Raw genomic sequence first — 26,961 nt, forward strand, 5'->3', positions numbered from 1 at the left:
TACGCACGGATTCGACGAGGAGAAGGGGAATCCGTCCAGGCGCGTCGCGGCTACAGCCGCTCGGCCACCTGGTCCCAGATCACATCGGCCAGTGATTCCTTCGGACCGTAAGGGACCTGGGTCTCAGACCCGTCGGAGGCCAGGATGACCGCCTCGTTCTCCTCCGAACCAAAGGTGCGGGCCTCGCCCACTTCGTTCACGACGAGAAGATCACATCCCTTGCGAGCGAGCTTGGCCCGGCCGTTCGCGAGGACGTCGTCGGTCTCGGCGGCGAACCCCACCACCACCTGCCCGGACCTGGCCCGATCGGCCGAGATCTCCGCAAGAACGTCCGGATTCCGTACAAGGGCGACCGGCGCCGGGTCCTGCCCGTCCTTCTTCTTGATCTTTCCGCCCGCGTACTCGGCAGGGCGGAAATCCGCCACGGCGGCGGCCATCACCACGGCGTCGGCGTCGGCGGCCGCCTTGAGGACGGCCTCCCGCAGCTGCACGGCCGTCCCCACGCGTACGACGTCCGCCCCGGCCGGGTCGGCCAGCGCGGTGTTGGCCGCGACCAGGGTGACCCGGGCCCCGCGGGCGACAGCCGTGCGGGCGAGCGCGTAGCCCTGCTTGCCCGAGGAGCGGTTGCCGAGGAAGCGGACCGGGTCCAGGGGCTCCCGCGTGCCGCCGGCGCTGATCACCACGTGCCGCCCGGCCAGGTCCGGCTCGGCCGCCCCGCGGGCCAGGACCCTGCGGCAGACCTCGAAGATCTCGTCGGGGTCGGGCAGCCGGCCCTTGCCGGTGTCCTTGCCGGTGAGCCGCCCGACGGCGGGCTCGATCACGAGGGCGCCGCGGCGGCGCAGCGTGGCCACGTTCTCCTGGGTGGCCGGGTGCTCCCACATCTCGGTGTGCATGGCGGGGGCGAAGACCACCGGGCAGCGGGCGGTGAGCAGGGTGTTCGTGAGCAGGTCGTCGGCGAGCCCGTGGGCGGCCTTGGCCAGCATGTCGGCGGTGGCCGGGGCGACGACGACGAGGTCGGCGGACTGCCCGATGCGCACGTGCGGCACCTCGTGGACGGACTCCCACACCTCGGTGGAGGCCGGGTTGCCGGAGAGGGCGGACCAGGTGGCCTCCCCCACGAAGTTCAGGGAGGCCGCGGTGGGCACCACCCGCACGTCGTGGCCGGACTCGGTCAGCCGGCGAAGCAGCTCGCACGCCTTGTAGGCGGCGATCCCGCCGCTGACTCCCAGTACGACCTTCGGCTTTTCCACCACGCACACCCCTTTGACAGCTCGCCGTGTCCGACGCGTTCGGCCCTGATCGTCGTCGTACCGTACCCACCCATGACACACCACAGGCCCGGCAGATGTTCTGCCGGGCCTGTGGTGAAAGGACTTCTACGCGCCTTACTGAGCCGGGGCCTCGATGGCCTCGGAGGTCAGCAGACCCGCGTTGATCTCGCGCAGCGCGATCGAAAGCGGCTTCTCGTGGACGTGGGTGTCCACCAGCGGGCCGACGTACTCGAGCAGGCCCTCACCGAGCTGCGAGTAGTACGCGTTGATCTGACGCGCGCGCTTGGCCGCGTAGATCACGAGGCTGTACTTCGAGTCAGTAGCCTCGAGCAGCTCGTCGATCGGCGGGTTGATGATGCCCTCGGGCGCAGTGATGGAAGAGGACACGCTCTACCTTCCGAAGATGGGTGAAAGATTCGGCCGCCCTGGAATCGATCGAAGCAAGAACATCGATCAACGATCAGACAACTGCCATCAAGGCTAGCAGCTCACGGGCCACGTCCTCGACGGAGGTGTTGACCAGGGTGGTGTCGAACTCGGACTCGGCAGCGAGCTCGATCTTGGCGGCGGCGAGCCGACGCTCGATGACCTCGGCCGATTCGGTGCCCCGGCCGGTCAGCCGACGCACCAGCTCGTCCCAGCTGGGCGGTGCCAGGAAGACCAGCTGGGCGTCGGGCTTGGACTCGCGGACGAGTCGTGCGCCCTGGAGATCGATCTCCAGCAGTACCGGCTCGCCGTTGTCCAGGCGTTCCAGCACCGCGCCGCGCGGTGTGCCGTAGCGGTTGCCCGCGAACTCGGCCCACTCCAGCAGCTCGCCGTTGGCGATCAGCTTGTCGAACTCGTCGTCATTGACGAAGAAGTAGTGGACTCCGTGTCGCTCACCGGGCCGCGGCTTGCGGGTGGTGGCCGATACCGAGAGCCATACCTCGGGGTGAACCTTGCGCATATGCGCGACGACCGTGCTCTTGCCGACCCCTGAAGGGCCGGAGAGCACGGTCAGCCGCGGACGAACCTCTGCTGCCATAGAGCGATTATCCAGGTTCTCGGGACTGCCTGAGAACGCCGGGAGAACTTCAGTCGACGCCTCAGGCGCCGGTGCTGCCGAACTCGCGCTCCAGAGAGGCGATCTGGTTGGAACCGAGACCTCGGACACGCCGGGACTCGGAGATGCCGAGGCGCTCCATGATCTGCTTGGCGCGCACCTTGCCCACGCCAGGCAGTGACTCCAGCAGGGCGGAGACCTTCATCTTGCCGATGACGTCGTTCTCCTGGCCCGTCTTGATGACCTCTTGGAGGGAGGCGCCGGAGTGCTTGAGTCGATTCTTCACCTCGGCCCGCTCCCGGCGAGCCGCGGCGGCCTTTTCGAGCGCGGCTGCGCGCTGTTCAGGGGTAAGGGGCGGAAGAGCCACGCCTACGTCACCTCGGATGTCGAACTGTCGGATACGGACCGGTGGGCAACCCAAAGGCAACACACCTCGCGAGCTCCCGAACAGCGATGGAACTCGTTCGCTGCACGTTCACTCTGGTCGGAGACTAGCGGCCAACACCGCTCCAGTCAGCGAGAACGGACGAAAAGTCCTGGTCAGCCTCCACTGAACCGTACATCACGGACAAAATACCCCTGTTTTGTCCGATGAAGAGCGTTCGAGTTTCGCCACGAAGTGCGAGAGGCCCTGCCGCGGAGGTGCGACAGGGCCTGAGCAGGTGACCGATTACGCCGAGACGGCCGCGTGGACCTCGTCGGCGAACCGTCGCGCCGAGTCGCGCAGGGCCGCCACGTCCGGACCGTGCTTCAGGACGCCCCGCGACACGTTCGGGACGACGTTGCGCACGGCCTTGCCGAACACGCCCGGCAGATCCGCCGCCGTCGCGCCCTGGGCGCCGATGCCGGGAGCCAGCAGCGGCCCGTTGATGTCCAGGTCGAAGGAGGACAGGTCGCCCAGCGTGGCACCGACCACCGCGCCGAAGGAGCCCATCGGGGCGGCGTCCGCGTTCTCCGCCGCCAGGTGCGCGAGCATCGTCGCGCCGATCGTCCTGCCGTCCTCCCGGACCGCCCGCTGGACCTCCGCGCCCTCCGGGTTGGAGGTCAGTGCCAGGACGAAAAGGCCCGCGCCCGACTCCCGGGCCAGGTCCACGGCCGGCTTCAGCGAGCCGTAGCCCAGGTACGGGGAGACCGTCAGTGCGTCCGAGAACAGCGGCGAGGCCGGGTCCAGGAAGGCCGAGGCGTACGCCGCCATGGTGGAGCCGATGTCGCCGCGCTTGGCGTCCATGACCACCAGGGTCCCGGCCGCGCGGGCGTCCGCGACGGTGCGCTCCAGGACGGCGATGCCCTTGGAGCCGAACCGCTCGAAGAAGGCCGCCTGCGGCTTGAAGACCGCCACCGACTCCGCGAGTGCCTCGACGACCGTACGGGAGAACCGCTCCAGGCCTGCGATGTCGTCCTGGAGGCCCCACTGGGCCAGCAGGGCGGCGTGCGGGTCGATGCCCACGCACAGCGGGCCCCGGGAGTCCATCGCCGCACGCAGGCGGGTGCCGAACGGGGTCACAGTCACTTGGTGGCCTTTCGGGTCTCGGCGCCCACGGCGTCGGCGAGCGTCGCGTACGGGCTGTTGGCCAGGCGCGCGGCCAGGCCCTTGTGGATGGCGCGGGCGTAGAACGGGCCCTCGTAGATGAAGGCGCTGTAGCCCTGGATCAGCGTGGCGCCGGCCAGGATCCGCTGCCAGGCGTCCTCGGCGTTCTCGATGCCGCCGACCCCGACGAGGACCAGGCGGTCCCCCACACGGGCGTACAGGCGGCGCAGGACCTCCAGGGAGCGCTCCTTGACGGGGGCGCCGGAGAGGCCGCCGGTCTCCTTCACCAGGGACGGGGAGGACTTCAGGCCGAGCCCCTCGCGGGCGATGGTGGTGTTCGTCGCGATGATGCCGTCGAGGCCCAGCTCCAGGGCCAGGTCGGCGACCGCGTCGACGTCCTCGTCCGCCAGGTCGGGGGCGATCTTGACCAGCAGCGGCACCCGGCGGTCGGTCACCGTGCGGTCGGCGGCCTCGCGCACGGCCGTCAGCAGCGGGCGCAGCGATTCGGTGGCCTGGAGGTTGCGCAGGCCCGGGGTGTTCGGGGAGGAGACGTTCACCACGAGGTAGTCGGCGTGCCGGGCCAGGCGCTCGGTGGAGGCGACGTAGTCCCCCACGGCCTCCTCCTCGGGTACGACCTTGGTCTTGCCGATGTTGACGCCCACGACGGTCCTGAAGACCGCCTCACGGGCCGCCAGGCGGGCTGCGACGGCCGCCGAGCCCTCGTTGTTGAAGCCCATGCGGTTGATCAGCGCGCGGTCCGCCACGAGGCGGAAGAGGCGCTTCTTCGGGTTGCCGGGCTGCGGCTCGGCCGTGACCGTGCCGATCTCGATGTGGTCGAAGCCGAGCATCGACATGCCGTCGATGGCGACGGCGTTCTTGTCGAAGCCCGCGGCGAGGCCGAAGGGGCCGTGCATGCGCAGGCCGAGGGCCTCGGTGCGGAGCTCCTCGTAGCGCGGGGCCAGGGCGGCCGCGGCGAAGGTGCGCAGCACGGGGGTGCGGGCGGCGAGGCGGATCCAGCGGAAGGCCAGGTAGTGGGCCTGCTCCGGGTCCATCCGCTTGAAGACCAGGTTGAAGAAGGTTTTGTACATCGTCGGTAAATCCTTCTGCGCTCGTGAAGAGGGGGACACCCGTCGTGAAACCGGTGTCCCCCTCCCCGTGTCCGGGCTGGCTGTGCGACCTGGGTCAGTCGCGGGCTGCGGTCAGGTGCTCCGCGTGCTCCTGGAGGGAGCGGACGCCCACGTCGCCGCGGTTGAGCGCGTCGATGCCCTGGACGGCGGCGGCGAGCGCCTGGACCGTGGTCAGGCACGGGACGCTGCGGGCCACGGCCGCCGTACGGATCTCGTAGCCGTCGAGGCGGCCACCGGTGCCGTAGGGGGTGTTGACGATCAGGTCGACCTGGCCGTCGTGGATCAGCTGGACGATGGTCTTCTCGCCGTTCGGGCCCTCGCCCTCGCTGAGCTTGCGCACCACGGTGGCGTTGATGCCGTTGCGGCGCAGCACCTCGGCGGTGCCGGAGGTGGCCATCAGCTCGAAGCCGTGGGCGACGAGCTCGCGCGCCGGGAAGATCATCGAGCGCTTGTCGCGGTTGGCGACGGAGATGAAGGCACGGCCCTTGGTGGGCAGCGGGCCGTAGGCGCCGGCCTGCGACTTGGCGTAGGCGGTGCCGAAGACGGCGTCGATGCCCATGACCTCGCCGGTGGAGCGCATCTCCGGGCCGAGGACGGTGTCCACACCTCGGCCGTGGATGTCGCGGAAGCGCGACCACGGCATGACGGCCTCCTTGACGGAGATCGGCGCGTCGATCGGCAGGGTGCCGCCGTCGCCGGTCTTCGGCAGCAGGCCCTCGGCGCGCAGCTCGGCGATGGTGGTGCCGAGCGAGATGCGGGCGGCGGCCTTCGCGAGCGGGACGGCGGTGGCCTTCGAGGTGAAGGGGACGGTCCGGGAGGCGCGCGGGTTGGCCTCCAGGACGTAGAGGATGTCCCCGGCCATGGCGAACTGGATGTTGATCAGGCCGCGGACGCCGACGCCCTTGGCGATGGCCTCGGTGGAGGCGCGCAGCCGCTTGATGTCGTAGCCGCCGAGGGTGATCGGGGGCAGGGCGCAGGCCGAGTCGCCGGAGTGGATGCCGGCTTCCTCGATGTGCTCCATGACGCCGCCGAGGTAGAGCTCGTGGCCGTCGTAGAGGGCGTCGACATCGATCTCGATCGCGTCGTCGAGGAACCGGTCGACCAGCACGGGGCGGGTCGGGGAGATCTCGGTGGACTCGGCGATGTACGACTCGAGGCGGGCCTCGTCGTAGACGATCTCCATGCCGCGGCCGCCGAGCACGTAGGACGGGCGCACCAGGACCGGGTAGCCGATCTCGTCGGCGATCGCCTTCGCACCCGCGAAGGTGGTGGCGGTGCCGTGCTTGGGGGCCGGCAGGCCGGCCTCGGCGAGGACCTGACCGAAGGCGCCGCGGTCCTCGGCGGCGTGGATGGCCTCCGGCGGGGTGCCGACGACGGGGACGCCGTTGTCCTTGAGGGCCTGGGCGAGACCGAGGGGGGTCTGGCCGCCGAGCTGGACGACGACACCGGCGATGGGGCCGGCCAGCGACTCGGCGTGGACGATCTCCAGCACGTCCTCGAGCGTGAGCGGCTCGAAGTACAGGCGGTCGGAGGTGTCGTAGTCGGTGGAGACGGTCTCCGGGTTGCAGTTGACCATCACGGTCTCGTAGCCGGCGTCGCTGAGGGCGAAGGAGGCGTGGACGCAGGAGTAGTCGAACTCGATGCCCTGGCCGATGCGGTTCGGGCCGGAGCCCAGGATGATCACCGCGGGCTTGGTGCGGGGCGCGACCTCGGACTCCTCGTCGTACGAGGAGTAGAAGTACGGGGTCTTCGCGGCGAACTCGGCGGCGCAGGTGTCGACCGTCTTGTAGACCGGGCGGACACCGAGCGCGTGGCGGACCTCGCGGACGACGTCCTCGCGCAGGCCGCGGATCTCGGCGATCTGGGCGTCGGAGAAGCCGTGGCGCTTGGCCTCGGCGAGCAGCTCGGGCCGGAGCTTCTCGGCGGCGGCGAGCTCGTCCGCGATCTCCTTGATGAGGAAGAGCTGGTCGACGAACCAGGGGTCGATCTTCGTGAACTCGAAGACCTCTTCCTGGGTGGCGCCGGCGCGGATGGCCTGCATGACGGTGTTGATGCGGCCGTCGGTCGGGCGGACCGCGGTGGCGAGGAGCTCGTCCTTGTCGCCGGTGGGGCCGACGAAGGTGAACTGCGAGCCCTTCTTCTCCAGGGAGCGCAGGGCCTTCTGGAGGGCCTCGGTGAAGTTACGGCCGATGGCCATGGCCTCGCCGACCGACTTCATGGTGGTGGTGAGGGTGGCGTCGGCCAGCGGGAACTTCTCGAAGGCGAAGCGCGGGGCCTTGACGACGACGTAGTCGAGGGACGGCTCGAAGGAGGCCGGCGTCTTCTCGGTGATGTCGTTGGGGACCTCGTCGAGCGTGTAGCCGATGGCCAGCTTGGCGGCGATCTTGGCGATCGGGAAGCCGGTGGCCTTCGAGGCGAGCGCCGAGGAGCGCGAGACGCGCGGGTTCATCTCGATGACGATGACGCGGCCGTCGGTCGGGTCGATCGCGAACTGGATGTTGCAGCCGCCGGTGTCGACGCCGACCTCGCGGATGATCGCGATGCCGATGTCGCGCAGCCGCTGGTACTCGCGGTCGGTGAGCGTCATCGCCGGGGCGACGGTGATCGAGTCGCCGGTGTGGACGCCCATCGGGTCGAAGTTCTCGATGGAGCAGACGACGACCACGTTGTCCTTGGTGTCGCGCATCAGCTCCAGCTCGTACTCCTTCCAGCCGAGGATGGACTCCTCCAGGAGCACCTCGGTGGTCGGGGAGAGCGTGAGGCCCTGGCCGGCGATGCGGCGCAGCTCGTCCTCGTCGTGGGCGAAGCCGGAGCCGGCGCCGCCCATGGTGAAGGAGGGGCGCACGACGACGGGGTAGCCGCCCAGGGTGTCGACGCCCTTGATGACGTCGTCCATGGAGTGGCAGATGACCGAGCGGGCGGACTCGCCGTAGCCGATCTTGGCCTTGACGGCCTCGACGACGCCCTTGAAGAGGTCGCGGTCCTCGCCCTTGTTGATGGCCTCGACGTTGGCGCCGATGAGCTCGACGCCGTACTTCTCCAGCACACCCTGCTCGTGCATGGAGATGGCGGTGTTGAGCGCGGTCTGGCCACCGAGGGTGGGCAGGAGCGCGTCGGGGCGCTCCTTCGCGATGATCTTCTCGACGAACTCGGGGGTGATCGGCTCGACGTACGTGGCGTCGGCGATCTCCGGGTCGGTCATGATCGTCGCGGGGTTGGAGTTGACCAGGATGACCCGCAGGCCCTCGGCCTTGAGGATGCGGCAGGCCTGGGTGCCGGAGTAGTCGAACTCGGCGGCCTGTCCGATGACGATCGGGCCGGAGCCGATGACCAGGACGGACTGGATATCGGTGCGCTTAGGCACGCTCGGCCTCCATCAGAGATACGAAGCGGTCGAAGAGGTACGCGGCGTCGTGCGGGCCGGCGGCCGCCTCGGGGTGGTACTGGACGGAGAAGGCCGGCTGGTCAAGCAGCTGGAGGCCTTCGACGACCTGGTCGTTCAGGCAGACGTGGGAGACCTCGGCGCGGCCGTAGGCGGTCTCGGAGACCTTGTCGAGGGGCGCGTCGACGGCGAAGCCGTGGTTGTGCGCGGTGATCTCGACCTTGCCGGTGGTGCGGTCCTGCACCGGCTGGTTGATGCCGCGGTGGCCGTACTTCAGCTTGTAGGTGCCGAAGCCGAGCGCGCGGCCCAGGATCTGGTTGCCGAAGCAGATGCCGAAGAGCGGGGTCTTGCGCTCCAGGACGCCCTGCATGACGGCGACGGGGCCGTCGGCGGTGGCCGGGTCGCCCGGGCCGTTGGAGAAGAACACGCCGTCGGGGTTCACCGCGTAGACGTCCTCGACGGTGGCGGTGGCGGGGAGCACGTGCACCTCGATGCCGCGCTCGGCCATCCGGTGCGGGGTCATGCCCTTGATGCCGAGGTCCACCGCGGCGACGGTGAAGCGCTTCTCGCCGATCGCGGGGACGACGTACGCCTCCTTGGTGGCGACCTCGGCGGAGAGGTTCGCGCCCTTCATCTGCGGCTGCGACTTGACCTTGGCCAGCAGGGCCTCGTCGCGGATGCCGACCCAGGCCTCGCCCGAGAAGATGCCGACGCGCATGGCGCCGCGCTCGCGCAGGTGGCGGGTCAGGGCGCGGGTGTCGATGCCGGAGATCCCGACGACGCCCTGCTTGACGAGCTCCTCGTCCAGCGAGCGCTGCGAGCGCCAGTTGGAGGGGACGCGGGCGGGGTCGCGGACGACGTAGCCGGCGACCCAGATGCGGGAGGACTCGGGGTCCTCGTCGTTGACGCCGGTGTTGCCCACGTGCGGGGCGGTCATCACGACGACCTGCCGGTGGTACGACGGGTCGGTGAGGGTCTCCTGGTAGCCGGTCATGCCGGTGGAGAACACGGCCTCGCCGAAGGTCTCCCCCACAGCGCCGTAGGCGCGGCCGCGGAAGATCCGACCGTCCTCCAGGACGAGTACGGCGGGAGCTTTGGCTGCTCCCCTGGTGGAGGTCGTCATCGTTCGGCGCCTTCCGTCGTGATGGATGAGTTCATGAGGTTGATCGCCTCGACCCAGGCGGCGTGTTCGGCCGCGCGGTCGGAGCGGAATCCGGAGTCGATCAGCTTGTCGCCGTGCGCCCAGGTGACGACGAGCAGACCGCCCTCGGTGAGTACCTTGCCCGCGATTCCCTTGTCGAGGCGGGCGCCGCGCAGCTGCGCGGCCGGTACGAAGAAATCGCCTGCACCCGGTCGGACCACGTCGAGGCCCGCGTCGGTGAGCGTGAGCTCGACCCGGCTGCGGACGCCCAGTCCGTGGGCGACGATGCGGTCGAGCCACTGTCCGGCGGTGGTGGACCCGTGGTACCGGCCGGTGAGTGCCAGCCGGTGCGCGGGAAGACCGTCGGGTGCGGCGGGCAGCTCCGGCAGATCGTTCTGCAGAGCGCCGCGCCATTTCCAGCCCTGCCGCATCAGCCAGTAGACGAACGCGATGAAGACGGCCAGGCCGATCACCCAGGCGATGCGGGCGCCGACGCTGGTCACCTCCGCCGACTGTCGTTCGGCGGCCTCGGCGGCCAGTTGGATTACTGCAGGTGTCACGCCAGTTTCCCGTCCACGACCGTTGCCCGGCCCCGCAGGAAGGTATGAGTGACGCGCCCCGGCAGCTCACGGCCCTCGTAAGGCGTGTTGCGGCTGCGGGAGGCGAAGTGTGCGGGGTCCACGACACCACGGTACGAGGTATCGACCAAGGTCAGGTTCGCGGGTTCACCTGCCGAGACGGGACGGCCGTGGTTCTCCAGGCTGCCGATGCGCGCCGGGGCGAAGGACATCCGCTCGGCGACGCCCTCCCAGTCGAGCAGTCCGGTCTCGACCATCGTCTGCTGGACGACGGAGAGCGCGGTCTCCAGGCCGACCATGCCCATGGCCGCGGCGGCCCACTCGCAGTCCTTGTCCTCGTGCGGGTGCGGGGCGTGGTCGGTGGCGACGATGTCGATCGTGCCGTCGGCGAGCGCCTCGCGCAGGGCCAGCACGTCGCGCTCGGTGCGCAGCGGCGGGTTGACCTTGTAGACCGCGTTGTACGAGCGCACGAGCTCCTCGGTGAGGAGGAGGTGGTGCGGGGTGACCTCGGCGGTGACGTCGATGCCGCGGGACTTGGCCCAGCGGACGATCTCGACGGAGCCGGCCGTGGAGAGGTGGCAGATGTGGACGCGGGAGCCGACGTGCTCGGCGAGCAGGACGTCACGGGCGATGATCGACTCCTCGGCGACGGCCGGCCAGCCGCCGAGACCGAGTTCCGCGGAGACGATGCCCTCGTTCATCTGGGCGCCCTCGGTGAGGCGGGGCTCCTGGGCGTGCTGGGCGACGACGCCGCCGAAGGCCTTCACGTACTCCAGGGCGCGGCGCATGATCACGGCGTCGTCGACGCACTTGCCGTCGTCGGAGAAGACGGTGACGCGGGCGGCGGACTCGTGCATGGCGCCCAGCTCGGAGAGCTGCTTGCCCTCCAGGCCCACGGTGACGGCGCCGATGGGCTGCACGTCGCAGTAGCCGGACTCCTTGCCCAGGCGCCAGACCTGCTCGACGACGCCGGCGGTGTCGGCGACCGGGAAGGTGTTCGCCATGGCGAACACGGCGGTGTAGCCGCCGGAGGCCGCGGCGCGGGTGCCGGTGAGGACGGTCTCGGAGTCCTCGCGGCCGGGCTCGCGCAGGTGGGTGTGCAGGTCGACGAGGCCGGGGAGGAGGACCTGGCCCTCGGCCTCGATGACGGTCGCGCCCTCGGCGGACAGGCCGGTGCCGACCTCCGCGATGGTCTCGCCGTCGATCAGGACGTCCTGCGCCTCGCCGCCGAGTACCTTCGCGCCACGGATAAGGATCTTGCTCATGGTTACTTGCTCTCCTCGGTACGGGCGGTGGTGACGGCGGGCTCGGAGCCTCCGAGCAGCAGGTACAGGACGGCCATGCGGGTGGAGACGCCGTTGGCGACCTGCTCCACGGCCGTGCAGCGGTCGGAGTCGGCGACCTGGGCGGTGATCTCCATGCCGCGGTTCATCGGACCGGGGTGCATCACGATGGCGTGCTCGGGCATCTTCGCCATGCGGTCGCCGTCGAGCCCGTACCGGCGGGAGTACTCGCGCTCGGTCGGGAAGAAGGCGGCGTTCATGCGTTCGCGCTGCACACGCAGCATCATCACCGCATCGGACTTCGGCAGCACCTCGTCGAGGTTGTACGAGACCTCGCACGGCCAGGTTTCGACCCCGATCGGGACGAGCGTGGGCGGGGCCACGAGGGTGACCTGGGCGCCGAGGGTGTGCAGCAGGTGGACGTTGGAGCGGGCCACGCGGCTGTGCAGGATGTCGCCGACGATGGTGATCCGGCGGCCGTTCAGGTCCTTGCCGAGGCCGGCGTCGCGGCCGACCAGGCGGCGGCGCATGGTGAAGGCGTCCAGCAGGGCCTGGGTGGGGTGCTCGTGGGTGCCGTCTCCGGCGTTGACGACGGCGGAGTCGATCCAGCCTGAGGTCGCGAGCCGGTAGGGGGCGCCGGAGGCGTGGTGGCGGATGACGACCGCGTCGGCGCCCATGGCCTCCAGGGTCAGCGCGGTGTCCTTCAGGGATTCGCCCTTGGAAACGGACGAACCCTTCGCGGAGAAGTTGATGACGTCGGCCGAGAGGCGCTTGGCGGCCGCCTCGAAGGAGATCCGGGTGCGGGTCGAGTCCTCGAAGAAGAGGTTGACGACGGTGAGGCCGCGCAGGGTGGGCAGCTTCTTGATCGGCCGGTCCGCGACGCGGGCCATCTCCTCGGCGGTGTCGAGGATCAGGACGGCGTCGTCGCGCGTGAGATCGGCGGCCGAGATGAGGTGGCGCTTCATCTGGATGGCTCCGTAGGTCGGGAGGGCAGGCGGACTGACGGGCGGAGGTGCGAGCGGGCAGGGCAGGGCTCGGTGCGGGCCCCGACGGGGCCCGTCACTCGGACGGTCTACTGCCCTGCGGCCGGGGCGGTCCGCTGGCCGAGCAGCACGGCGTCACGGCCGTCCTCCTCCTGGAGCTGGACCTTGACGGTCTCCCGCAGCGACGTGGGGAGGTTCTTGCCGACGTAGTCGGCGCGGATCGGCAGTTCGCGGTGGCCTCTGTCGACGAGGACCGCGAGCTGCACGGCGCGGGGGCGGCCGAGGTCGCCGAGGGCGTCCAGGGCGGCGCGGATGGTGCGGCCGGAGAAGAGCACGTCGTCGACGAGGACGACGAGGCGGCCGTCGAGGTCGTCGCCGGGGATCTCGGTGCGACCGATCGCGCGGGCGGGCTTCATCCGCAGGTCGTCGCGGTACATGGTGATGTCGAGGGAGCCGACCGGGATCTTCGTACCGGTGATCTCTTCGAGCTTGGCGGCCAGCCGGCGGGCGAGGTAGACACCGCGGGTGGGAATGCCGAGAAGCACCACGTCGTCGGCGCCCTTGGCGCGTTCGACGATCTCGTGGGCGATGCGGGTCAGGACCCGCGCGATGTCCTGTGCCTCGAGTACGGGGCGCATGGAATCGGTGTTCTGCTGGGTGTCCATGAAAAGGACCTCCTTCTCCGCCTCACGGGACGGACCTTAAAGGACGTCTGATGTACGCCTCCCACGGTACCAGGGGGAGCCCGGTGGCTCGGACCGGGGTGGTACGGAAGGGTCCTCAGAGGGCTGCTGGGACCGACCCCCAGGGGGGCGACGAAGACCATTCGGCTTGACGCATCCAAGTAACGCTGCGTAACCTCACAGTGAGTTACCAGCCGCGCGGCGGAGCCGCACGTAGTTACGTAGTCGCAGTGTCCATCAGTCACAGCGTCACAGCGTCCGGGAGCGTTATGTCCAGCGAATACGCCAAACAGCTCGGGGCCAAGCTCCGCGCCATCCGCACCCAGCAGGGCCTTTCCCTCCACGGTGTCGAGGAGAAGTCCCAGGGCCGGTGGAAGGCCGTCGTGGTCGGTTCCTACGAGCGCGGGGACCGCGCCGTGACCGTCCAGCGCCTTGCCGAGCTGGCGGACTTCTACGGGGTTCCGGTTCAGGAACTGCTGCCGGGAACGACGCCGGGCGGAGCGGCCGAGCCGCCGCCGAAGCTGCGTCTGGACCTGGAGCGCCTGGCGGGCGTCCCCGCCGAGAAGGCCGGCCCGCTGCAGCGTTACGCGGCGACGATCCAGAGCCAGCGCGGCGACTACAACGGCAAGGTGCTGTCGATCCGTCAGGACGACCTGCGCACCCTGGCCGTCATTTACGACCAGTCCCCCTCGGTCCTGACCGAGCAGCTGATCAGCTGGGGCGTGCTGGACGCGGACGCCCGTCGCGCGGTGGCGCACGAGGAACTCTGAGTTCCGGGCTCCAGACCAGCAGAAACGTTTACCGGTGGGTGCCGGACCCTTGCGGGGGTCCGGCACCCACCGGTTTTTCGTCCCCGTCGGGACGCTGCCGGCACCGCCATACGGAAGGGCCCGCAACGCATGCGTTGCGGGCCCTTCCGTATGGCGGTGCCGGCGCCGGCCGTGCGGTCAGCTCTCGCTGCGCCGCAGGTTCGGCTTCAGGTCCTTGAAGCGGGCCAGCATCCCGTTCACGAACGAGGGGGACTCGTCCGTCGAGAACTCCTTGGCCAGCTGGACGGCCTCGTCGATGGCCACGGCGTCCGGGGTGTCGTCCACCCAGATCAGCTCGTAGGCACCGAGCCGCAGGATGTTCCGGTCAGCGACCGGCATGCGGTCGAGCTCCCAGTCCACGGCGTAGGTGACGATCAGATCGTCGATGCGGTCCACCTTGTCGGCGTACCCCTCGACGAGATCCATCGTGAAGGCGCTGACCGGCGGCTGCCGGTCGTCCGACCGCGCGTGGCGGATCCAGTCCGCGAGGACCTCGCGGACGGGCACGCCGCGCTGATCGGCCTCGAAAAGGATCTGGAAGGCGCGCTTGCGCGCATTGCTCCGAGCAGCCACGGGTTAGTTGCTCTTCCGGCCGAGGTAGTCGCTGGTGCGGGTGTCGACCTTGACCGTCTCGCCGGTGGTGACGAAGAGCGGGACCTGGATCTCGTAACCGGTCTCCAGCGTGGCCGGCTTGGTGCCACCGGTGGAGCGGTCGCCCTGGACGCCCGGGTCGGTGTGCTCGATCTTGAGCTCGACCGCGGCCGGGAGCTCGACGTAGAGCACCTCGCCCTCGTGCTGGGCGACGGAGGCGGTGAAGCCCTCGATCAGGAAGTTGGCGGCGTCGCCGACGGCCTTCTTGTCGACCATCAGCTGGTCGAAGGTGCTCATGTCCATGAAGACGAAGTACTCGCCGTCCATGTACGAGAACTGCATGTCGCGGCGGTCGATGGTGGCAGTCTCGACCTTGGTACCGGCGTTGAACGTCTTGTCGACGACCTTGCCGGACATCACGCTCTTCAGCTTGGTACGCACGAAGGCCGGGCCCTTGCCGGGCTTGACGTGCTGGAACTCGACGACGGACCAGAGCTGGCCCCCGTCGAGCTTCAGCACCATGCCGTTCTTGAGGTCGTTCGTGGAAGCCACGGTTGCGGAATCTCCTGCACTGGAAGACCACGGGTGCGCGCACAGCCCGGCGGAGCCGGCTAGAGCGCGAGCAGTTCCTTGGTCGTAATGGTGAGTAGCTCGGGACCGCCGTCCGCCTCGGGGCGTACGACGAGCGTGTCATCGATCCGGACACCTCCCCGGCCCGGGAGGTGAACCCCCGGTTCGACGGTGACCGGCACGCAAGCGTCCAGTTTACCCATTGCCGTAGGTGCAAGCTGCGGGTCCTCGTCGATTTCGAGGCCGACGCCGTGTCCGGTGGACGGAGCGAGGGCCTCCGCGTGCCCCGCGGAGTCCAGGACGGAGCGTGCGGCATGATCCACGTCCCGGTAGGCGGCCCCCGGCAGCAGAGCCTCGCGCCCCGCCCGCTGGGCGGTGAAGACGAGGTCGTACAGCTCGATCTGCCAGTCGGCCGGGCTGGTGCCGATGACGAACGTCCGGCCGATCTCGCAGCGGTATCCGCGGTAGTTGGCGCCCAGGCACACCGTGAGGAAGTCGCCCTCCTCCACCCTGCGGTCGGAGGGCCGGTGCCGGGAGCGGCCGGAGTGCGGGCCGGTGCCGACGGAGGTCGGGAAGGCGGGCCCGTCCGCCCCGTGGTCCACCAGCCGCCGCTCCAGCTCCAGGGCGAGGTGCCGTTCGGTGCGGCCGACGAGGATGGACTCCAGCAGCTCACCGAGGGCCTGGTCGGCGATCTCGGCGGCGATCCTCAGGTAGGCGATCTCCTCCTCGTCCTTGACGAGGCGCTGCTGCTCCACGGCGGTGCCCAGGTCCGCGAGGCGCAGCTTGGGCGCGACCGACCGCAGGGCCCGGTGCCGGCCGACGGTGAGGTGGTGTTCCTCCACGGCGAGCGAGTCGGCCCGTACCGAGGCGGCCAGGTCGGCGGCCGCGACCGCCGGGTCCCCGCCGGGGCTGCCCAGGACGGAGACGTTCAGGTGTTCGTCGAGGCGGCCCTCGTCGGCCTCGCCGGTGGGCGCTCCCGCGCAGAACATCATGTCCTCGGCGGGGCCGACGAGCAGCACCGCGCCGAGCGGGGACGCCCCGGAGAGGTAGCGGACGTTCGCCGGACGCGTGATCAGTGCGGCGGCGTTCCCCGCGACGGCGCATCGGTCGCGAAGCAGGCTCCGGCGGGCGGCGTACACGTCTGACATGTCTTCGAGCGTACGAGCGCCCCGCCGACCCGGCGCGGCGAGCGCGTCCGGACGGGCCTTCGAGCCCCGGGCGCCCGGCGGCCGGCGCCTACCAGCCGCCGGGGGCCGCCAGGGCGCGGGCCAGGGCCTCGTCGAGGGCGCGGGCGGTGCCCTCGACGTCGAGGTGGGAGTTGTCGATGATCGGCAGGCCGGAGCCGTACCAGCCGGCCATGCGGCCGTGGATCCGCGCGACTTCCTCGTCGGAGAGCCGGCGGTTGCCGGAGCGTGCCGCGTTCCGCTCCAGGACGATCTCCAGCCCGGGCAGCAGCACCACCGGCAGCAGCGTGGGGCCCACGTGCCGCTTCCAGCCGCCCAGTCCGACCACGGGCCGGTCGGGGAAGACGGCGTCGTCGAGGATGCAGGAGATGCCGTTCGCCAGGTAGTTGCGGGCGGCGAAACCGCAGGTGCGGCGGGCGAGCCGGTACTGGGCCTCGGAGTGCTCGTTCCAGCCCGCCTGCGGGTCCGCGAAGCCGGCGCAGACCCACTCGCGGACGTCGTCCAGGCTCACGTGGGCGGTCGGTACCGGCCGGGTGCTCGCCCAGTGCCGGGCGACGGTGGTCTTCCCGGCACCGGCCGGTCCGATCAGCAGCACGGCCAGGACGGCCCCGCCGGTGCCCGGCACGGCGGGCGGCAGCGGGATGTGTCCGGTGGCCTCCGGGACGGAGGGCACCGGCTGCGACTGATGATGCTGGTGCGGCTGATGGGGCGGTTGGTGCTGATGGGGCTGGTGCGACGACTGCGGCGGGGGTGAACCCGGCCAGCCCTGCGCCGGGGGTATCGGCGGCTGCGGGGGCGCCGACGGATGCGGGCCCGGCTGTCCCCAGCCCGCGCCCCCGCCCCCCACTCCGTGCTGCATCCGCTGCCACTCCGTCTCGTTCCGGCGACTGATGCGAGAACGTTATATGACTGCCGGGGCCCAGCCGTGCACCAGCACCGTCAGGCAGGGTGTCAGGCGGAGATCTCGTCCGCCAGTGCGCGCAGCGCCAGCCGGTACGAACCGATGCCGAATCCCGCCACCGTCCCGGTCGCCACGGCGGCGATGACCGAGGTGTGGCGGAACTCCTCGCGGGCGTACGGGTTCGAGATGTGCACCTCGATCAGCGGCGCCGTGCGCTGCGCGGCCGCGTCCCTCATGCCGTACGAGTAGTGGGTGAAGGCCCCCGGGTTGATGACCACGGGGATCTTCCCGTCCGCCGCCTCGTGCAGCCAGCGGATCAGCTCGCCCTCGTCGTTGGTCTCGCGGACCTCGACGTCGAAGCCGAGCTCCTCGCCCAGCGAGCGGCAGCTCTCCACCAGGCCCGCGTACGAGGTGGCCCCGTACACGTCGGGCTCGCGCGAGCCGAGCCGGCCCAGGTTCGGGCCGTTCAGCACGAGGACGGGGCGGCTCACGCCGACACCTCGCCGTAGGCGGCGATCAGGTGCGCCGGGTCGGGGCCCTCCAGGACCGTCGGCTTGGCGAGCCCGTCGAGGACGATGAAGCGCAGCAGGTTGCCCCGGGACTTCTTGTCGACCTGCATCGTCTGGAGCAGCTTGGGCCACTGGTCACCGCGGTAGGTCAGCGGCAGCCCCACGGAGGCGAGGACCTCCTTGTGCCGGTCGGCCGTCGCGTCGTCGAGGCGGCCCGCGAGCCGGCCCAGTTCGGCGGCGAAGACCATGCCGACGGACACGGCCGCGCCGTGCCGCCACTTGTAGCGCTCGTTCTTCTCGATGGCGTGCGCGAGGGTGTGGCCGTAGTTGAGGATCTCGCGGAGTCCGGACTCCTTGAGGTCGCTGGAGACCACGTCGGCCTTGACCTGGATGGAGCGCACGATGAGCTCGGCGGTGTGCGGGCCCCCGGGCGTACGGGCCGCCGCCGGGTCCTCCTCGATCAGGTCGAGGATCACCGGGTCGGAGATGAATCCGGCCTTGATGATCTCGGCGAGGCCGCTGACGTAGTCGTTGACCGGCAGCGACTCCAGCGCCGCCAGGTCGCAGAGCACACCGGCCGGCGGGTGGAAGGCGCCCACGAGGTTCTTGCCCTCGGCGGTGTTGATGCCGGTCTTGCCGCCGACCGCCGCGTCGACCATCGCGAGGACGGTGGTCGGTACGGCGATCCAGCGCACCCCGCGCAGCCAGCTCGCCGCGACGAAGCCCGCGAGGTCGGTGGTGGCTCCCCCGCCGACGCCGACGATCACGTCGGTCCGGGTGAAGCCGGACTGCCCGAGCGCCTTCCAGCAGTAGGCGGCCACCTCGATGGTCTTGGCCTCTTCGGCGTTCGGCACCTGGATGGCGACCGCCTCGTAGCCCTGCTCGGCCAGGTCGTCGCGCAGCGCCTCACCGGTCGAGGCCAGCGCCTCGGGGTGGATCACGGCGACCCGCTGGGCCCGCGTACCGATCAGGGAGCCGAGCTCGCCGAGCAGCTGGTGCCCGACCAGCACGTCGTACGCGTCGTGTCCGGCGCTCGCGCCGACCTGGATCCGCGTCACCTGGTCTGTCATACGTCCTTCAACTCCAGAGCGTCGAGGACCGCCTGGGCGACCTCTTCGGGGGTGCGGTCGTCGGTGGCCACCACGACGCGCGCGACTTCGGTGTACAGGGGGCGCCGGGCGTCCATCAGCTCGCGCCACTGGCGGCGCGGGTTGACGGCGAGCAGCGGGCGCGCGGCGCCGAGGCCCACGCGCCGTACGGCTTCCTCGACGTCCATCGACAGGTAGGCGACGGGCAGGCCCGCGAGCAGCTCGCGGGTGCCCTCGTCGAGGACGGCGCCGCCGCCGAGGGCGAGGACTCCGGTGTGCCCGGCGACGGCGGCGGCGACCGCCTGCCGCTCCAGCTCACGGAAGTACGGCTCGCCCTCGTCGACGAAGAGGTCGGAGATCTCCCGGCCCTGGGCGGCGACGATGTCGGCGTCGGTGTCCCGGTAGGGGACGCCGAGCCGCTCGGCGAGCAGCGCCCCCACCGTGGACTTGCCGGAGCCCATGGGTCCGACGAGGACGACCAGTGGTCCGGCCGTCACCGGATCTGCAGGTTGTCGAGGTACGCGCGGACGTTGCGGCGGGTCTCCGGGACGGAGTCACCGCCGAACTTCTCGACGACCGCGTCGGCCAGCACGAGGGCGACCATGGCCTCGGCGACGATGCCGGCGGCCGGCACGGCGCACACGTCGGAGCGCTGGTGGTGGGCCACCGTCGCCTCTCCGGTGGCCACGTCGACGGTCGCCAGCGCGCGCGGGACGGTCGCGATCGGCTTCATCGCGGCCCGTACGCGCAGCAGTTCGCCGGTGGTCAGACCGCCTTCGGTGCCTCCGGAGCGGCCGGAGGTGCGCTTCAGGCCCTCGGGGGTGGAGACGATCTCGTCGTGCGCCTTGGAGCCGGGCACGCGGGCGAGCTCGAAGCCGTCGCCGACCTCGACGCCCTTGATGGCCTGGATGCCCATGAGGGCGGCGGCCAGACGGGCGTCGAGACGGCGGTCCCAGTGGACGTGCGAGCCGAGGCCGACCGGAACTCCGTACGCCAGTACCTCGACGACGCCGCCGAGGGTGTCGCCGTCCTTGTGGGCCTGGTCGATCTCGGCGACCATCGCCTTGCTGGCGTCCGCGTCGAGGCAGCGAACCGGGTCGGCGTCGAGCTTGTCGACGTCGGCGGGGGTCGGGTAGACGCCGTACGGGGCCTTGGCCGCGGCCAGTTCCACCACGTGCGAGACGATCTCGATGCCGGCGACCTCCTTGAGGAAGGAGCGGGCGATCGCGCCGAGCGCGACGCGGGCGGCGGTCTCCCGGGCGCTGGCGCGCTCCAGGATCGGCCGGGCCTCGTCGAAGCCGTACTTCTGCATGCCGGCGAGGTCGGCGTGGCCGGGCCGCGGACGGGTCAGCGGCGCGTTGCGGCCGGTGTCCTTGAGCAGCGAGGGGTCGACGGGGTCGGCCGACATGACCGTCTCCCACTTGGGCCACTCACTGTTGCCGACCATCACGGCCACGGGGGAACCCAGCGACAGACCGTGCCGGACGCCGCCCAGGAAGGTGATCTCGTCCTGCTCGAACTTCATCCGGGCCCCGCGGCCGTAGCCGAGCCGGCGCCGGGCCAAGTGGTCGGCCACCAGCTCGGTGGTGACCGGAACGCCGGCGGGAAGCCCCTCCAGCGTTGCCACCAGTGCCGGTCCGTGGGACTCCCCGGCGGTCAGCCAACGCAACCTGCTCAACGATGCTCCTCATGCTCGCGCCTGGTACAGCGACGGCGCGATCGGGTGCGCGGCCCGGACCCGCCTCACCCGATCCTCCCATGTCCAGAGGGGTTTACAGGGCCCCGGTCCAGCTGTCGGACGCCCGGATGGTCAGCGGACCCGCCTGCCGCGCCCGCGGTGCCAGGTGATCGCCGACCACAGAATGGCGGAACCGATGAGTCCGATAACGATCGCCTTGGCCCAGAGCGGCAGGCCGCCGAAGGCCACTCTGACCATGGTGAAGAGCACGAAGGGGAGGTCCCACTTCGATGCCAGTATCTGGTCCGTGCCGGTCCCGTCCATGCCGCCCCCCTGTGAATACGCAGGTGGAAAGCCTAACGGGAGGCGAGCGCCCGCTCTCCGGCAGCCCTCATGGCGGCAAGCGGGCCCGGGGCGCGACCGGTCATCCGCTCGACCTGGAGCACGGCCTGGTGGACCAGGAGGTCCAGCCCGCCGACGACCCGGCCGCCCTGCCGCGACCAGGCGGCGGCCAGCGCGGTCGGCCAGGGGTCGTAGAGGACGTCGAAGAGGGTGCCCGCGCCTTCGGGTACGGACGCGGCCAGCGCATCGGTCGTACCGGCCGGGGTGGTGGCGATCACCAGCGGCGCGGACAGCGCCCGGGCCGCCTCGGACCAGTCGGCCGTGCGGACGGGAACGCCGAGCCGCTCGCCCCACTGGCGCATCTCGTCGGCGCGTGACTGCGAGCGGACGTACGCCGTGACCTCGCCGGAGCAGATCCGCGAGAGCGCGGCGAGCGCCGAGGAGGCGGTGGCCCCGGCGCCGAGGATCGCGGCGGAGGGCACCTTTTCGACGCCGCGCTCGTGGAGCGCGGCGACGATGCCGGGGATGTCGGTGTTGTCGCCGAGTCGCCGGCCGTCCTCGGTGAGGACGACCGTGTTGACCGCCTCGACGGAGGCGGCCGTGTCGCTGATGCCGTCCAGCAGCGGCATGATCGCCCGCTTGAGCGGCATGGTCAGGGACAGCCCGGCCCACTCGGGGCCGAGGCCCGTCACGAACTCCGGGAGCGCGGCCTCGTCGATCTCGAAGCGGTCGTAGGACCAGTCGTCGAGGCCGAGCTCCTGATAAGCGGCGCGGTGCAGCACCGGTGAGAGGGAGTGCTCGATGGGCGAACCCAACACCGCGGCCCTTATGCGTGACATGTCCTGCTATCCGCCGTTCTTCTGCTTCTGCCGTTCCTGGAACTCGTCGGCCAGCTTCGTGTGCTCTTCGTAGGTCTTGGTGAAGGTCGTCGTATTGCCGTCGACCGACACGAAGAACATCCAGCCACCGTGGTCCGGGTTGAGCGTAGCGGTCAGGGCGTCCAGGCCGGGGTTCCCGATCGGGCCGGTGGGCAGGCCCCTGACGAAGTGCGTGTTGTAGGGGTTGTCGAAGGCCTGGGCTTCCTTCAGGTTGAAGTTGATCTCGCTCTGGTTCTTGACGTAGTTGTACGTCGAGTCGAACTGGAGCTTCTGGTTCGTGACGTCGTTGGTCTTCTTGAGGCGGTTGTAGACCACCTCGGCCATCTTCCGGAAGTCGTCGTGGTTCTTGCCCTCGGCGTTGACGAGGCTGGCGACCGTGACCACCTGGAGGGGGTTCTCCAGGCCCAGTTCCTTGGCCTTGCCCTCGACGCCCAGCTCCGCGTACTTGTCGCTCGCGTTCTTGACCATCTGCTTGAGCAGCGACTCGGGAGTGCTGTCCTTGCTGAGGTCGTAGCGGGCCGGGTACAGGAAGCCCTCGAGCGGGTCGATGAGCTTGGGGTTGTTGTTCGCCCAGGCCGGCAGGCCGAGGTTCTTGACCTCGCGCTTGGCGATGTCCTGGGTGGTGCCCTGCGGCTTGCCGAGCTTCTTGTCGATCGCGTCGTACACCTTGGTGTTGCGCCAGCCCTCGGCGACGGTGAGGACGTTCAGCTTGCTGGGGTCGATCATCACGGCCACGGCGGCCGCACCCGACATCTTCTTCTTCAGCGGGTAGGAACCCGGCTGGATGTTTTTGCCCTTGGGGTTGGCGTTGGCGGCGTCGACGAACGCCTGGGCGCTGGCGACCACGCCGGCTTCCTTGAGGATCCGGCCCATCTGGCCGAGGCCCGCGCCCTTGGGGATCACCACTTCGACCGTCTCGCCGGAGCCCTCGCCCGCGAAGTCCGCGGCCGCGCCGAAGCGATCCTGGAGGTAGGAGTAGCCGTAGTAGCCGCCACCGCCGACGATGCCGAGGATGACCACCGCGGCCACCAGGCAGGCCGTGCCGCTGCGCTTCTTGGGCTTGCCGTCCTTCGAACGGCCGCCCCGGCGGCCGTCACCGGGCTCGTCGCCGTCACTGCCGTCGTCGTCGCCGTCACGGCCGCCACCGGCGGTGAGCAGGCCGTCCTCCGGCTCCTCTTCCTCCTCGACGGGTTCGGGCTCCAGGTGCCGCCGGCCCGGGGGCTGCGGCGGCGCGTAGGCGTCCTCCGTGCCGTAGAGGTCGGGGGCCTCACCCGGGTAGCCCGACACGGGCTGCTGGGTGTAGGGGTCCACGCCCGCGTACGGGCCGCCCTGCACGGCGGCCTGGTACTGGCCGGTGTCCCAGCCCTGGCTGTCGTACACCGGCTGCTGCTGCGGCTGCTGGGCCTGCTGCGGCTGGGCATAGCCCTGCTGCTGCCCAGCGTACTGCTGCGGCGCGTACTGCTGCTGAGGCTGCTGCGGCTGCTGTTGCTGGTACTGGCCCTGCGGGTACTGCTGCTGCGGGTACTGCTGCTGCGACTGCGGCGCGTACTGCTGCGGCTGCTGGTACTGCTCCGGGTACTCCTGGTACTGCGGATGCTGGGGGTACTGCTCCTGGTACTGGGGCTCCTGCGGATACTCCTGCTGCGGGGCACCGCCGTAAGGCACCTGGCCCTGCTGGGTCTGGTGCCCGGTCCACCCCTGGTCCCCGTAAAGGGGGTCCTCGGGGTGCCAGGGTTCGGGGCCACGGCCCCGGCCATACTCAGTCATCGGTCCCCTAGAGCCGCGAGACGAAGGCCACGGACTCCGTCGTCCATGGCACCCGGTTCCGCCTCTTTGACGGTGGGCGACGGCTGTTCGAATGCCGCCTCATCGCGCGGAACGTTACCGTATCGCGATCAGACAACCACTTCGACGCACTCACCAGGCGGATTACCTGATACCCGTTCGGTCTCAAGAGCGTTCTGAAGGATCACCACAGCGGCTGCCTGGTCGATGACCGACCGGCCCTTCTTCGCGTTCCTGCCCGAGGCCCGCAGGCCCTGGGCGGCGGTGACCGTGGTCATCCGCTCGTCCACCAGACGGACCGTCACCGGCTTGATGCCCTTGGCGAGTTCGTTCGCGAAGACGCGCACCTTGGCCGCGGCCGGCCCCTCCCGCCCGCTGAGCGAGCGGGGAAGGCCGACCACGACTTCGAGGGGCTCGTACTCCTCGACGAGCTGCCGCAGCCGCCGGTGGGCGAAGGGGATGTCCCGGCCCGGAACGGTTTCCACCGGTGTGGCCAGCACCCCGTCGGGGTCGCACGAGGCGACCCCGATCCGGGCGTCCCCGACATCGATGGCGAGCCGGCGGCCGCGGCGCAGAGTCATCGTCAGGCCGTCTCGACGACGAGGCGTTCGACCGCGGCGATGGCCTCCGGCACGGCGGCCGGGTTCTGGCCGCCGCCCTGGGCGACGTCCGGCTTGCCGCCGCCGCCACCACCGAGGGTCTTGGCGGCCGTACGGACCAGGTCGCCGGCCTTGAGACCGCGCTCGCGGGCGGCCTCGTTGGTGGCGATGACGGTCAGCGGGCGGTCGTTCGCCACGGTGAAGAGGGCCACGACGGCCGGGCGGTCGCCCGGGATGCGTCCGCGGACGTCGAGGACCAGCTTGCGCAGGTCGTCGGCGCCGATGCCGTCCGCCACCTGGCCGACGACCAGGGCGACGCCCTTGATGTCCTGGGCGTTCTGGGCGAGCCCGGCGGCGGCCTGGAGGACCTTCTCCGCGCGGAACTTCTCGATCTCCTTCTCGGCGTCCTTCAGCTTGCCGAGCATGGAGGCGATCTTCTCCGGCAGCTCCTCCGGACGGCCCTTGACCAGCTCCTGGAGCTGGGCGACGACCGTGTGCTCCTTGGCGAGGAAGTTGTACGCGTCCACGCCCACCAGGGCCTCGACACGGCGCACGCCGGAGCCGATGGAGGACTCGCCGAGCAGCTTCACCAGACCGAGCTGGGAGGTGTTGCCGACGTGCGTGCCGCCGCAGAGCTCCTTGGAGAAGTCGCCGATGGTGACGACGCGCACCCGCTCGCCGTACTTCTCGCCGAACTCGGCGATGGCGCCCTGCTTCTTCGCCTCGTCGATGCTCATGATCTCGGCGGTGACGTCGAGCTCGCGCGACAGCACGTCGTTGATCTTCTGCTCGACGTCGGTGAGGACCGAGCCGGGGACGGCGTTCGGGGAACCGAAGTCGAAGCGGAAACGGCCGGGGCTGTTCTCGGAGCCGGCCTGGGCGGCCGTCGGGCCGAGGGCGTCGCGCAGCGCCTGGTGGGTCAGGTGCGTGGCCGAGTGGGCGCGGGCGATGGCCCGGCGGCGGTGGATGTCGATGGCGGCGTACGCGGAGGCGCCCACCGTCACCTCGCCGACCTGGACGGAGCCCTTGTGCACGGAGACGCCCGGGACCGGCTGCTGCACGTCGCGAACGACGATGACGGCGCCCGAGTCGAGCTTGATGCGGCCCTGGTCGGCGAGCTGGCCGCCGCCCTCGGCGTAGAACGGGGTGCGGTCGAGGACGACCTCGACCTCGTCGCCCTCGGAGGCGGCGGGCGCGGAGACGCCGTTGACCAGCAGTCCGACGATGGTGGACTCGCCCTGGGTGGTGGCGTAGCCGGTGAACTCGGTGGCGCCGGAGCCGTCGGCGATCTCACGGTAGGCGGACATGTCCGCGTGGCCGGTCTTCTTGGCCTTGGCGTCGGCCTTGGCCCGGTCGCGCTGCTCCTGCATCAGGCGGCGGAAGCCGGGCTCGTCCACGGAGAGACCCTGCTCGGCGGCCATTTCCAGGGTGAGGTCGATCGGGAAGCCCCAGGTGTCGTGGAGCAGGAACGCCTTGTCGCCGGAGAGGACCGTGCCGCCGGCGGCCTTGGTCTCGGTCACGGCGGTGTCGAGGATGTTGGTGCCACCCTTGACGGCCTTCAGGAAGGCGGCCTCTTCGGCGAGCGCGACGGTCTCGATGCGCTTGCGGTCGGTGACGAGCTCCGGGTACTGCTGGCCCATCGTGTCGATCACGACGTCGACCAGGTCCTGGACGACGGGACCGGTGGCGCCCATGAGACGCATGTTGCGGATGGCGCGGCGCATGATGCGGCGCAGCACGTAGCCGCGGCCCTCGTTGCCGGGGGTGACGCCGTCGCCGATGAGCATGACGGAGGTACGGATGTGGTCGGCGACCACGCGCATCGACACGTCGGTGCCCTGGGCGGCCCCGTACTGCACGCCGGTGAGCGCGGTGGCCTTGTCCATGACCACGCGCAGGGTGTCGGTCTCGTACATGTTCTGCACGCCCTGCAGGATCATCGCGAGGCGCTCGAGACCCAGACCCGTGTCGATGTTCTTCGACGGGAGGTCGCCGAGGATCGGGAAGTCTTCCTTCCCGTCGCCGGCTCCGCGCTCGTACTGCATGAAGACCAGGTTCCAGATCTCCACGTAGCGCTCGTCGTTGACGGCCGGGCCGCCCTCGACGCCGAACTCGGGGCCGCGGTCGTAGTTGATCTCGGAGCACGGGCCGCAGGGGCCTGGGACGCCCATGGACCAGAAGTTGTCCTTCTTGCCCAGGCGCTGGATGCGTTCGGCGGGCACGCCGATCTTCTCGCGCCAGATCTGCTCGGCCTCGTCGTCGTCGAGGTAGACGGTGATCCAGAGCTTCTCGGGCTCGAGGCCGTAGCCGCCGTCCGCCACGGAGCTGGTGAGCAGCTCCCAGGCGTACTTGATGGCGCCTTCCTTGAAGTAGTCCCCGAAGGAGAAGTTGCCGCACATCTGGAAGAACGTGCCGTGCCGGGTGGTCTTGCCGACCTCTTCGATGTCCGGCGTGCGGACGCACTTCTGCACGCTGGTGGCCCGCGGGGCCGGGGGCTTGGTCTCGCCGAGGAAGTACGGCTTGAACGGGACCATGCCCGCGTTGACCAGCAGCAGAGTCGGGTCGTCCGCGATGAGCGACGCCGAAGGGACAACGGCGTGACCGCGCTCCTCGAAGAAGCTCAGCCAGCGGCGGCGAATTTCAGCCGACTCCATCAGTGGTCCTCATTCCGGTCGTACGTAACCGCCGACTGGTTCGGGCGGTAAGTGGTCTTGGTGTTCTCAATGGCCCGCAGCCGCCGCGGCCCGGGAAGGGCAGTGACGTTGTCGGGCCGGTCGGGGTCCTGGTGGAGCCCCAGCGCATCGTTGAGCTCGTCCTCGCGCTGCGTCATTCCCGCCTTGACGTCGAGGGCGAAGTCCTTGAGGCGGTGACCCGCCTCCACGGCCTTGTCGGCCGCCTGGGCTGCGAGGCTCTCCGGTGTCAGCTTCTTGAGCTGGCGGTTGACCTTGGTGGTGGCCCACACGCCGGCGGCTGCGCCTGCGGTGAACCAGAAGGCTCGGCGGAACATCG

The 26,961-nt window shown here is 70.3% G+C and carries 27 protein-coding genes; 1 reads left to right on the forward strand and 26 read right to left on the reverse strand.

From position 1 onward, the window contains the following. Positions 1–50 precede the first annotated feature (50 nt). The 12 genes from coaBC to pyrR all read right to left on the reverse strand — a co-directional run bounded on the left by coaBC (position 51) and on the right by pyrR (position 13,000). Positions 51–1,250 carry a bifunctional phosphopantothenoylcysteine decarboxylase/phosphopantothenate--cysteine ligase CoaBC gene (gene coaBC, locus OG753_RS10395; RefSeq protein WP_405792598.1) on the reverse strand — a complete coding sequence of 400 codons (1,200 nt, stop codon included), beginning with the start codon at positions 1,248–1,250 and terminating at the stop codon, positions 51–53. A 135-nt stretch (positions 1,251–1,385) separates the two neighbouring features. After that, complete coding sequence (gene rpoZ / locus OG753_RS10400; RefSeq protein WP_004948662.1) at positions 1,386–1,658, reverse strand: DNA-directed RNA polymerase subunit omega; 273 nt, start codon at positions 1,656–1,658, stop codon at positions 1,386–1,388. 73 nt (positions 1,659–1,731) lie between these two features. Continuing rightward, on the reverse strand, positions 1,732–2,295 hold the full coding sequence (gene gmk / locus OG753_RS10405) for a guanylate kinase (protein WP_030008745.1): 564 nt from the start codon (positions 2,293–2,295) through the stop codon (positions 1,732–1,734). 61 nt (positions 2,296–2,356) lie between these two features. Beyond that, positions 2,357–2,680 carry an integration host factor gene (locus tag OG753_RS10410; RefSeq protein WP_030008746.1) on the reverse strand — a complete coding sequence of 108 codons (324 nt, stop codon included), beginning with the start codon at positions 2,678–2,680 and terminating at the stop codon, positions 2,357–2,359. Positions 2,681–2,983: 303 nt separating this feature from the next. Next, entirely contained in the window at positions 2,984–3,823 is an 840-nt protein-coding gene (gene pyrF, locus OG753_RS10415; RefSeq protein ID WP_327261534.1) for an orotidine-5'-phosphate decarboxylase, read from the reverse strand. Then, entirely contained in the window at positions 3,820–4,929 is a 1,110-nt protein-coding gene (locus OG753_RS10420; protein WP_327261535.1) for a quinone-dependent dihydroorotate dehydrogenase, read from the reverse strand. The genes pyrF and OG753_RS10420 overlap by 4 nt, the downstream gene beginning before the upstream one ends. Before the next feature lie 94 nt (positions 4,930–5,023). Beyond that, positions 5,024–8,332 (reverse strand): carbamoyl-phosphate synthase large subunit, encoded by a 3,309-nt coding sequence (gene carB / locus OG753_RS10425; RefSeq protein ID WP_327261536.1) that lies wholly within the window; start codon positions 8,330–8,332, stop codon positions 5,024–5,026. Beyond that, positions 8,325–9,473 (reverse strand): glutamine-hydrolyzing carbamoyl-phosphate synthase small subunit, encoded by a 1,149-nt coding sequence (carA, locus tag OG753_RS10430; protein WP_405788204.1) that lies wholly within the window; start codon positions 9,471–9,473, stop codon positions 8,325–8,327. Before carA ends, carB begins: the two co-directional genes overlap by 8 nt. Continuing rightward, positions 9,470–10,051, reverse strand: a complete 582-nt coding sequence (locus tag OG753_RS10435; RefSeq protein ID WP_327261538.1) for a hypothetical protein — start codon at positions 10,049–10,051, stop codon at positions 9,470–9,472. Before OG753_RS10435 ends, carA begins: the two co-directional genes overlap by 4 nt. Further along, positions 10,048–11,334, reverse strand: coding sequence for a dihydroorotase (locus tag OG753_RS10440; RefSeq protein ID WP_327261539.1), 1,287 nt, complete (start codon positions 11,332–11,334; stop codon positions 10,048–10,050). Before OG753_RS10440 ends, OG753_RS10435 begins: the two co-directional genes overlap by 4 nt. Positions 11,335–11,336: 2 nt before the next feature. Then, positions 11,337–12,317, reverse strand: coding sequence for an aspartate carbamoyltransferase catalytic subunit (locus tag OG753_RS10445; protein WP_327261540.1), 981 nt, complete (start codon positions 12,315–12,317; stop codon positions 11,337–11,339). A gap of 107 nt (positions 12,318–12,424) precedes the next feature. Then, on the reverse strand, positions 12,425–13,000 hold the full coding sequence (gene pyrR, locus OG753_RS10450) for a bifunctional pyr operon transcriptional regulator/uracil phosphoribosyltransferase PyrR (RefSeq protein WP_327261541.1): 576 nt from the start codon (positions 12,998–13,000) through the stop codon (positions 12,425–12,427). 287 nt (positions 13,001–13,287) lie between these two features. Between pyrR and bldD the strand changes: the two genes are divergently transcribed. Beyond that, positions 13,288–13,788, forward strand: a complete 501-nt coding sequence (gene bldD, locus OG753_RS10455) for a transcriptional regulator BldD (RefSeq protein ID WP_030008755.1) — start codon at positions 13,288–13,290, stop codon at positions 13,786–13,788. A gap of 177 nt (positions 13,789–13,965) precedes the next feature. Here bldD and nusB read toward each other — a convergent pair whose 3' ends face one another. The 14 genes from nusB to OG753_RS10525 all read right to left on the reverse strand — a co-directional run bounded on the left by nusB (position 13,966) and on the right by OG753_RS10525 (position 26,959). Next, entirely contained in the window at positions 13,966–14,400 is a 435-nt protein-coding gene (gene nusB, locus OG753_RS10460) for a transcription antitermination factor NusB (RefSeq protein ID WP_327261542.1), read from the reverse strand. Positions 14,401–14,403: 3 nt separating this feature from the next. Further along, positions 14,404–14,970 carry an elongation factor P gene (gene efp / locus OG753_RS10465; protein ID WP_189972641.1) on the reverse strand — a complete coding sequence of 189 codons (567 nt, stop codon included), beginning with the start codon at positions 14,968–14,970 and terminating at the stop codon, positions 14,404–14,406. A gap of 59 nt (positions 14,971–15,029) precedes the next feature. Further along, the gene (locus tag OG753_RS10470; RefSeq protein WP_327261543.1) at positions 15,030–16,136 is read right to left on the reverse strand and encodes an aminopeptidase P family protein; all 1,107 of its coding nucleotides are present in this window, start codon (positions 16,134–16,136) and stop codon (positions 15,030–15,032) included. An 88-nt stretch (positions 16,137–16,224) separates the two neighbouring features. Continuing rightward, positions 16,225–17,031: an AAA family ATPase gene (locus OG753_RS10475; RefSeq protein WP_405788207.1), complete on the reverse strand. Its 807-nt coding sequence runs from the start codon at positions 17,029–17,031 to the stop codon at positions 16,225–16,227. A gap of 92 nt (positions 17,032–17,123) precedes the next feature. Beyond that, a complete protein-coding gene (gene aroQ, locus OG753_RS10480; protein ID WP_030387213.1) occupies positions 17,124–17,564 on the reverse strand; it encodes a type II 3-dehydroquinate dehydratase in 441 nt (146 codons plus the stop codon). After that, complete coding sequence (gene aroB, locus OG753_RS10485) at positions 17,561–18,652, reverse strand: 3-dehydroquinate synthase (protein WP_327261545.1); 1,092 nt, start codon at positions 18,650–18,652, stop codon at positions 17,561–17,563. The genes aroQ and aroB overlap by 4 nt, the downstream gene beginning before the upstream one ends. Beyond that, positions 18,649–19,167 carry a shikimate kinase gene (locus OG753_RS10490; protein WP_327261546.1) on the reverse strand — a complete coding sequence of 173 codons (519 nt, stop codon included), beginning with the start codon at positions 19,165–19,167 and terminating at the stop codon, positions 18,649–18,651. The genes aroB and OG753_RS10490 overlap by 4 nt, the downstream gene beginning before the upstream one ends. Continuing rightward, the gene (gene aroC / locus OG753_RS10495) at positions 19,164–20,348 is read right to left on the reverse strand and encodes a chorismate synthase (RefSeq protein ID WP_327261547.1); all 1,185 of its coding nucleotides are present in this window, start codon (positions 20,346–20,348) and stop codon (positions 19,164–19,166) included. The genes OG753_RS10490 and aroC overlap by 4 nt, the downstream gene beginning before the upstream one ends. Before the next feature lie 132 nt (positions 20,349–20,480). Next, positions 20,481–20,672: a hypothetical protein gene (locus OG753_RS10500; RefSeq protein WP_327261548.1), complete on the reverse strand. Its 192-nt coding sequence runs from the start codon at positions 20,670–20,672 to the stop codon at positions 20,481–20,483. A 32-nt stretch (positions 20,673–20,704) separates the two neighbouring features. Next, the gene (locus OG753_RS10505) at positions 20,705–21,529 is read right to left on the reverse strand and encodes a shikimate dehydrogenase (RefSeq protein WP_405788209.1); all 825 of its coding nucleotides are present in this window, start codon (positions 21,527–21,529) and stop codon (positions 20,705–20,707) included. Positions 21,530–21,535: 6 nt separating this feature from the next. Then, the gene (gene mltG / locus OG753_RS10510) at positions 21,536–23,335 is read right to left on the reverse strand and encodes an endolytic transglycosylase MltG (RefSeq protein WP_405788211.1); all 1,800 of its coding nucleotides are present in this window, start codon (positions 23,333–23,335) and stop codon (positions 21,536–21,538) included. Positions 23,336–23,463: 128 nt separating this feature from the next. After that, complete coding sequence (gene ruvX, locus OG753_RS10515) at positions 23,464–23,934, reverse strand: Holliday junction resolvase RuvX (protein ID WP_073920293.1); 471 nt, start codon at positions 23,932–23,934, stop codon at positions 23,464–23,466. A gap of 2 nt (positions 23,935–23,936) precedes the next feature. Beyond that, a complete protein-coding gene (gene alaS / locus OG753_RS10520; RefSeq protein WP_405788212.1) occupies positions 23,937–26,606 on the reverse strand; it encodes an alanine--tRNA ligase in 2,670 nt (889 codons plus the stop codon). After that, positions 26,606–26,959 (reverse strand): DUF6167 family protein, encoded by a 354-nt coding sequence (locus OG753_RS10525; RefSeq protein ID WP_327261552.1) that lies wholly within the window; start codon positions 26,957–26,959, stop codon positions 26,606–26,608. The genes alaS and OG753_RS10525 overlap by 1 nt, the downstream gene beginning before the upstream one ends. Between the last annotated feature and the right edge of the window lie 2 nt (positions 26,960–26,961).

Origin of the sequence: Streptomyces sp. NBC_00029, assembly GCF_045160505.1 — a bacterium.
In the GTDB taxonomy this organism is placed as follows: Bacteria; Actinomycetota; Actinomycetes; order Streptomycetales; family Streptomycetaceae; genus Streptomyces.

Excerpts from the sequence above, each read along its gene's own strand:
- gmk (WP_030008745.1), bottom strand. The coding sequence starts at position 2,295 with ATGGCAGCAGAGGTTCGTCCGCGGCTGACCGTGCTCTCCGGCCCTTCA.
- OG753_RS10420 (WP_327261535.1), bottom strand. The coding sequence starts at position 4,929 with ATGTACAAAACCTTCTTCAACCTGGTCTTCAAGCGGATGGACCCGGAG.
- carA (WP_405788204.1), bottom strand. The coding sequence starts at position 9,473 with ATGACGACCTCCACCAGGGGAGCAGCCAAAGCTCCCGCCGTACTCGTC.
- OG753_RS10440 (WP_327261539.1), bottom strand. The coding sequence starts at position 11,334 with ATGAGCAAGATCCTTATCCGTGGCGCGAAGGTACTCGGCGGCGAGGCG.
- OG753_RS10445 (WP_327261540.1), bottom strand. The coding sequence starts at position 12,317 with ATGAAGCGCCACCTCATCTCGGCCGCCGATCTCACGCGCGACGACGCC.
- pyrR (WP_327261541.1), bottom strand. The coding sequence starts at position 13,000 with ATGGACACCCAGCAGAACACCGATTCCATGCGCCCCGTACTCGAGGCA.
- bldD (WP_030008755.1), top strand. The coding sequence starts at position 13,288 with ATGTCCAGCGAATACGCCAAACAGCTCGGGGCCAAGCTCCGCGCCATC.
- OG753_RS10470 (WP_327261543.1), bottom strand. The coding sequence starts at position 16,136 with ATGTCAGACGTGTACGCCGCCCGCCGGAGCCTGCTTCGCGACCGATGC.
- OG753_RS10475 (WP_405788207.1), bottom strand. The coding sequence starts at position 17,031 with ATGCAGCACGGAGTGGGGGGCGGGGGCGCGGGCTGGGGACAGCCGGGC.
- aroB (WP_327261545.1), bottom strand. The coding sequence starts at position 18,652 with ATGACAGACCAGGTGACGCGGATCCAGGTCGGCGCGAGCGCCGGACAC.
- OG753_RS10500 (WP_327261548.1), bottom strand. The coding sequence starts at position 20,672 with ATGGACGGGACCGGCACGGACCAGATACTGGCATCGAAGTGGGACCTC.
- OG753_RS10505 (WP_405788209.1), bottom strand. The coding sequence starts at position 21,529 with ATGTCACGCATAAGGGCCGCGGTGTTGGGTTCGCCCATCGAGCACTCC.
- mltG (WP_405788211.1), bottom strand. The coding sequence starts at position 23,335 with ATGACTGAGTATGGCCGGGGCCGTGGCCCCGAACCCTGGCACCCCGAG.
- ruvX (WP_073920293.1), bottom strand. The coding sequence starts at position 23,934 with ATGACTCTGCGCCGCGGCCGCCGGCTCGCCATCGATGTCGGGGACGCC.
- alaS (WP_405788212.1), bottom strand. The coding sequence starts at position 26,606 with ATGGAGTCGGCTGAAATTCGCCGCCGCTGGCTGAGCTTCTTCGAGGAG.
- OG753_RS10525 (WP_327261552.1), bottom strand. The coding sequence starts at position 26,959 with ATGTTCCGCCGAGCCTTCTGGTTCACCGCAGGCGCAGCCGCCGGCGTG.